Origin of the sequence: Microcoleus sp. S13_C3, assembly GCF_036700905.1 — a bacterium.
Classification (GTDB): domain Bacteria; phylum Cyanobacteriota; class Cyanobacteriia; order Cyanobacteriales; family Microcoleaceae; genus Microcoleus.
The window spans coordinates 49,335-54,339 of the sequence record NZ_JAUBPT010000039.1 but is presented as its reverse complement, the minus strand read 5'-3'; the positions used below and the strand labels follow the sequence as shown (position 1 = coordinate 54,339).

The 5,005-nt window shown below is 48.0% G+C and carries 3 protein-coding genes and 1 tRNA gene; 1 reads left to right on the top strand and 3 read right to left on the bottom strand.

The genetic code is table 11. The annotated features are described in order from the left end of the window. Window positions 1-464: 464 nt before the first annotated feature. Window positions 465-536, bottom strand: a tRNA-Thr gene (locus tag QUA16_RS13375). A gap of 94 nt (window positions 537-630) precedes the next feature. Then, window positions 631-2,418: a pyruvate kinase gene (pyk, locus tag QUA16_RS13370; protein ID WP_333103787.1), complete on the bottom strand. Its 1,788-nt coding sequence runs from the start codon at window positions 2,416-2,418 to the stop codon at window positions 631-633. Window positions 2,419-3,186: 768 nt separating this feature from the next. Between pyk and crtR the strand changes: the two genes are divergently transcribed. Continuing rightward, window positions 3,187-4,077 (top strand): beta-carotene hydroxylase, encoded by an 891-nt coding sequence (crtR, locus tag QUA16_RS13365; RefSeq protein ID WP_333103788.1) that lies wholly within the window; start codon window positions 3,187-3,189, stop codon window positions 4,075-4,077. Window positions 4,078-4,687: 610 nt separating this feature from the next. Here the strand turns inward: crtR and QUA16_RS13360 are convergent. Next, the coding region (locus QUA16_RS13360) for a hypothetical protein (protein ID WP_333181166.1) at window positions 4,688-5,005 on the bottom strand (318 nt) is incomplete at its 5' end.

The window sequence follows — 5,005 nt, the reverse complement described above, 5'->3', positions numbered from 1 at the left end:
TTGACTGTTGACTGTTGACTGTTGACTGTTGACTGTTGACTGTTGACTGTTGACTGTTGACTGTAGAAGGAGGGGTCGAAAAACTGAATTGTTGAGTGTTAAATGTTGAGTCGATTTTATTATTCCAATGCAACCGGAAACGATATGATATCAAATCCGTTGGCATCGGAATTATTCATCTCTCTCTTCCCTTTCTCTGTATCCTCTGTGTCAAGAGCGGTTTCATCATTCCGATACAACCGGAATTGATATGACAACGGACTGTTTGGACATTTGAAGAATACCGATGCAACCGGAAACGAGATGATTTTAAAAATTCATAATCTGCACCACACAAGGATTTAGGGCAAATAAAAATGCTCTCGGCTACTTGGCCCAGAGCATTTTTGAGCAGTTAAACTGCCTTTTGCTACAGATTTGCAACAATCAAAGACAAGTCATAGACAAAAATCGCTGAAACCCAAAGCCGATGGTGGGATTTGAACCCACGACCGTTCGATTACGAATCGAATACTCTACCCCTGAGCTACATCGGCACAGACAATTTTGAATTATAGCACAACTATAGCGAAAAAAGCAACGAGTTGTAGAATTTAATTCAAAATTCCACAACTCCTAGCTCACCAACAGTTAAACTGTCACTTCCGTGTCAGTGGAGCCGCCTCTGGCCCCGGAATAAACTAAACCCCGGTGCATATCCAGCGTCAGCATAGTTCCGTCCCGAATTACCCGCGTCGCATTCTTCACGCCCACCATCACCGGCACGCCCAAGCGCAAACCGATAATCGCGGCGTGAGAAGTCAAACTGTCCTCCTCCGTTACCACACCTGCGGCTTTCCGAATCATCTCCACAAAAGCGACGCTTGTGTGTTCCACTACCAAAATTTCTCCCGGGTGGAAATTGCCTACATCCGCAGCAGTGCGAGCAACCCTGGCCAGGCCACTCACCGAGCCCAAACCGACACCGGTGCCTTTGCCTAAAACTGCTGTCACTACTTCAACTTTGATCAAATCCGTCGATCCGGCAACTCCTTGCAGAGTACCGGCGGTCATCACCACTAAATCTCCGTCGGACACTAACTCTTTTTCCTGGGCGACTGTCATGGCAGAGTGAAATGTCTGGCCGGTCGAGGGTAAATCCAGCACCAGCAAGGGTTTTACTCCCCATACTAATTGCAGTTGTCGGGCTACGTCTACGTGAGGAGTAACTGCCAAAATCGGAGTTTTGGGTCGGAATTTCGAGACATTTCGGGCTGTGGCGCCGGTTTTGGTCAGCGTCATGATGGCAGCGGCGTTCAATTGTTCGGAGATTTGGCTGACTGCTTGGCTGATACCGTTGGGGATCGATCGACCAATATCTTCTACATTCCTAATATTCCGCTTAATTCCTTCCCTCTCCATCCGCACCGCAATTCTCGCCATCGTCGCCACCGCTTCGACGGGGAACTTGCCGACAGCAGTTTCATTGGACAGCATCACTGCATCAGTTCCGTCAAGAATCGCGTTTGCCACGTCGGAAATCTCGGCGCGGGTGGGACGGGGATTGTTGACCATGCTGTCGAGCATTTGGGTAGCGGTAATTACCGGAATACCCAGGCGGTTGGAGGTAGCAATCAGCCGCTTTTGCAAAATCGGCACGTCTTCGGCGGGCAGTTCCACTCCCAAATCGCCGCGGGCGACCATCACCCCGTTGCAAAGGGTGAGAATTTCCTCCATTTGTTCGATCGCCTCGTGCTTTTCGATCTTGGCAATCACCGGTACTTGCTTGCCCGCGCTGGCAATGAGCTCTTTAATTTCGAGCACATCTTGGGGATTCCGCACAAAGCTCAGGGCCACCCAATCGACACCTTGGTCGAGGCCGAACATTAAATCTTTGCGGTCTTTATCTGTCAGCGCTTTAATTGACAGGTAAACTCCCGGAAAATTCACGCCTTTGTTGTTGGAAAGCGGCCCGCCGACTACGACGCGGCAGTACAATTCCCGCGCCCCGCGGTCTACTTTTTCGACCAGCATTTCCACTTTGCCGTCGTCTAGCAGAATCACTGATCCCTCTGGAACTTCGTCTGCTAGGGGGTCGTAGGTGACGGAAGAAATGAGCTCGGTGCCGGGAACTTGGCGGCTGGTGAGAATGAAAGGATCGCCGTTTTTGACAACTATAGAGCCTGTCTCAAAGCGCCCTAAACGAATTTTCGGGCCTTGGAGGTCTTGGAGGATGGCAACCGGCTGGTTGAGTTCAAAGGATGTTTGCCGGATTAAGCGAATGCTGCGCTGGTGGTCTTCTTCTGTTCCGTGGGAAAAGTTGAGTCGCAAAGTTGTGGCACCTGCTTCTATGAGCTGGCGCAGCACTTGTGGGTCAGAAGTTGCTGGGCCAATGGTGGCGACGATTTTAGTCCGGCGTAGGGCTTTTGGCAATTGCATCAGCGGTGTTCTGGGGAGGCAGGTGGATTTCTTGTTTAAATTTCGGCTAACGTTTCATCAGAACTATGGGTTTGAAACCTCGTCCTTTTAGGACGGCTTTACGTTGAATTGAATCCCCTCGCGGGGTGGAGGGGTATGGTTGCCCCTCCGGTGAGGTATGGTTGCCTCAATCTCTTTTCGGAGTAAAGTTAGCACGCGCCAATGTTTTGAGAGCTTGTTAAACTTGCAGCACTGTTTCAGTGACCTTAAAACTGTTTAACTGCAAATGACAGGGCAGGGGACTAGCTTCGCATCCCAGGGTGTCGTGACTCAAAAAACGTAGACCTCGAAAGTCTTAGGCCCGTCAGGACGGCTCGCAAGAATCTCTTACAAGCCTCATGCCTGATAGCTGAGGTTCCTGACTACAAGCAATGACGCTAGTCTCAAGTCTTAAAAATTTTGATAGTCGTCAAAAAAGCAGGTATTGAACAATATATAGAATATCTGACTTTTTACCGATCGGTAATTTTTTCTTGGGGAGCGCTCTTTTTTGCAAATTTTTCCGCTTTCAGGCTTGACATAAATACAAACATACCCATTGATTTTATTTGGTCTGCTGAGCTGTTTTGGCCAATCTAGGACTGGTATCCTTGTACAACAGCAATTCTTTGCTGTTTGTGCAGATGCTAGTTTGTGGCGATCGGACTGAGTTCTTTCATAAAACTTTACTATTGTCCGGCTTGTATCTTATACTACGCAAGAGTGAAATATTAAGGAGTCTTAACAAAGATGTCGGAGGCAGGACGGCCGCTGACAGTGCCGAAAGAGTTTCTGAGTCCTCCCGGTGACTTTAATCCGACACTGCTGCTGTTTTTGAGTGCAGTAGCGATTCTCGTGATTTCTAACTTGGGTTTCTGGTGTTGGGGATGGCCGCAGTGGTGCTGTTTTTCGCTGAACGTGTTGGCTTTGCACATGGCTGGAACTGTGATTCACGATGCGTCTCATAATGCGGCCCATCGCGATCGCACGATCAATGCTATTTTGGGACACGGTAGCGCGCTGATGTTGGGTTTTGCTTTCCCGGTGTTTACGCGGGTACATATGCAGCATCACGCCCACGTCAATGACCCAGATAACGATCCAGACCATTATGTTTCGACCGGCGGGCCTTTGTGGTTGATTGCTGCGAGGTTTTTTTACCACGAGATTTTCTTTTTTAAGCGCAAACTGTGGCGGAAATACGAATTATTGGAATGGTTTCTCAGCCGTTTGTTTGTGATTGCGATCGTGTATATCTCGATTCAATACGGCCATTTAGATTACGTCCTGAATTTTTGGTTTTCTCCGGCTTTGGTGGTGGGGTTGGCGTTGGGGTTATTTTTTGATTATTTGCCGCACCGTCCATTTCACGATCGCGATCGTTGGAAAAATGCCAGAGTATATCCTAGTCCTATTCTAAATATCTTGATTTTGGGGCAGAATTATCATCTGATTCATCACTTGTGGCCTTCTATTCCTTGGTACAATTACAAGCCTGCTTATGAGGCTGTCAAGCCGCTGTTGGATGAGAAGGGTTCTCCTCAAAGTTTGGGAATATTGGAAGGGAAAAAGGACTTTTGGAGTTTTATATATGACATCTTTTTAGGGATTAGGCTGCATCACAAGAAAGCGTCTGATTGACAAAAAACCCGGTTTCTTTGAGAGGCCGGGTTTTTTTTGTATGGCAGAAGGAAGAAGGCAAATGCAATTGGGGGTAATGGTTTGAGTAGGGAAACGACACTGCCTTTGGTGGTGTCAACTTCAGCTTTTAGTTCGCCACTCCTCCCACCCGGCACTCCGCCAAGGAATGAATTCCCTGTCTCATAGCTAAAGTCCTCTCGAAGAGGACTGAAGAACTCATTAGTCCTCTTTGAGAGGACTTTCACTTTGAGGCAGGGGTTTCAACCCCTGACGGACTATCGGTTTTACCTTAAGTTGACACCACCAAAGGCACTGCCGCCACTCCTCCCACCCGACACTCCGCCAGGGAATGAATTCCCTGTCTCATAGCTAAAGTCCTCTCGAAGAGGACTGAAGAACTCATTAGTCCTCTGAAGCGAGGACTTTCACTTTGAGGCAGGGGTTTCAACCCGTGACGGACTATGGGTTTTACCTTAAGTTGACACGACGAAAGGTACTGCCGTCTCCTGACTGTGGGTAAGATTTATTCCGATGCCACCGGATTTGATATCAATGCCCTATCGGGGAAGTGGTAAAGAAGCTAAGTAGGGGCCGGTGAAACCGGGTTTTTTTACGAAAATATGTGGTTGTAGTCCACAGATTCGGTAAAAAACCCGGTTTCTTTGGTCGGAGTGCATAAATTCTGGCGTTGCAAAGAAAAGGAAAAATTTCCACCAGATGTAGTTTTAATCCCCTCTTGGGGAAGTGGTAAAGAACCTAAGTAGGGGCCGATGAAACCGGGTTTTTTACGAAAATATGTGGTTGTAGTCCACAGATTCGGTAAAAAACCCGGTTTCTTTGGTCGGAGTGCATAAATTCTGGCGTTGCAAAGAAAGGGAAAAATTTCAAGCCGATGTAGTTTCAATCCCCTCGCGGGGAAGTGGTAAAG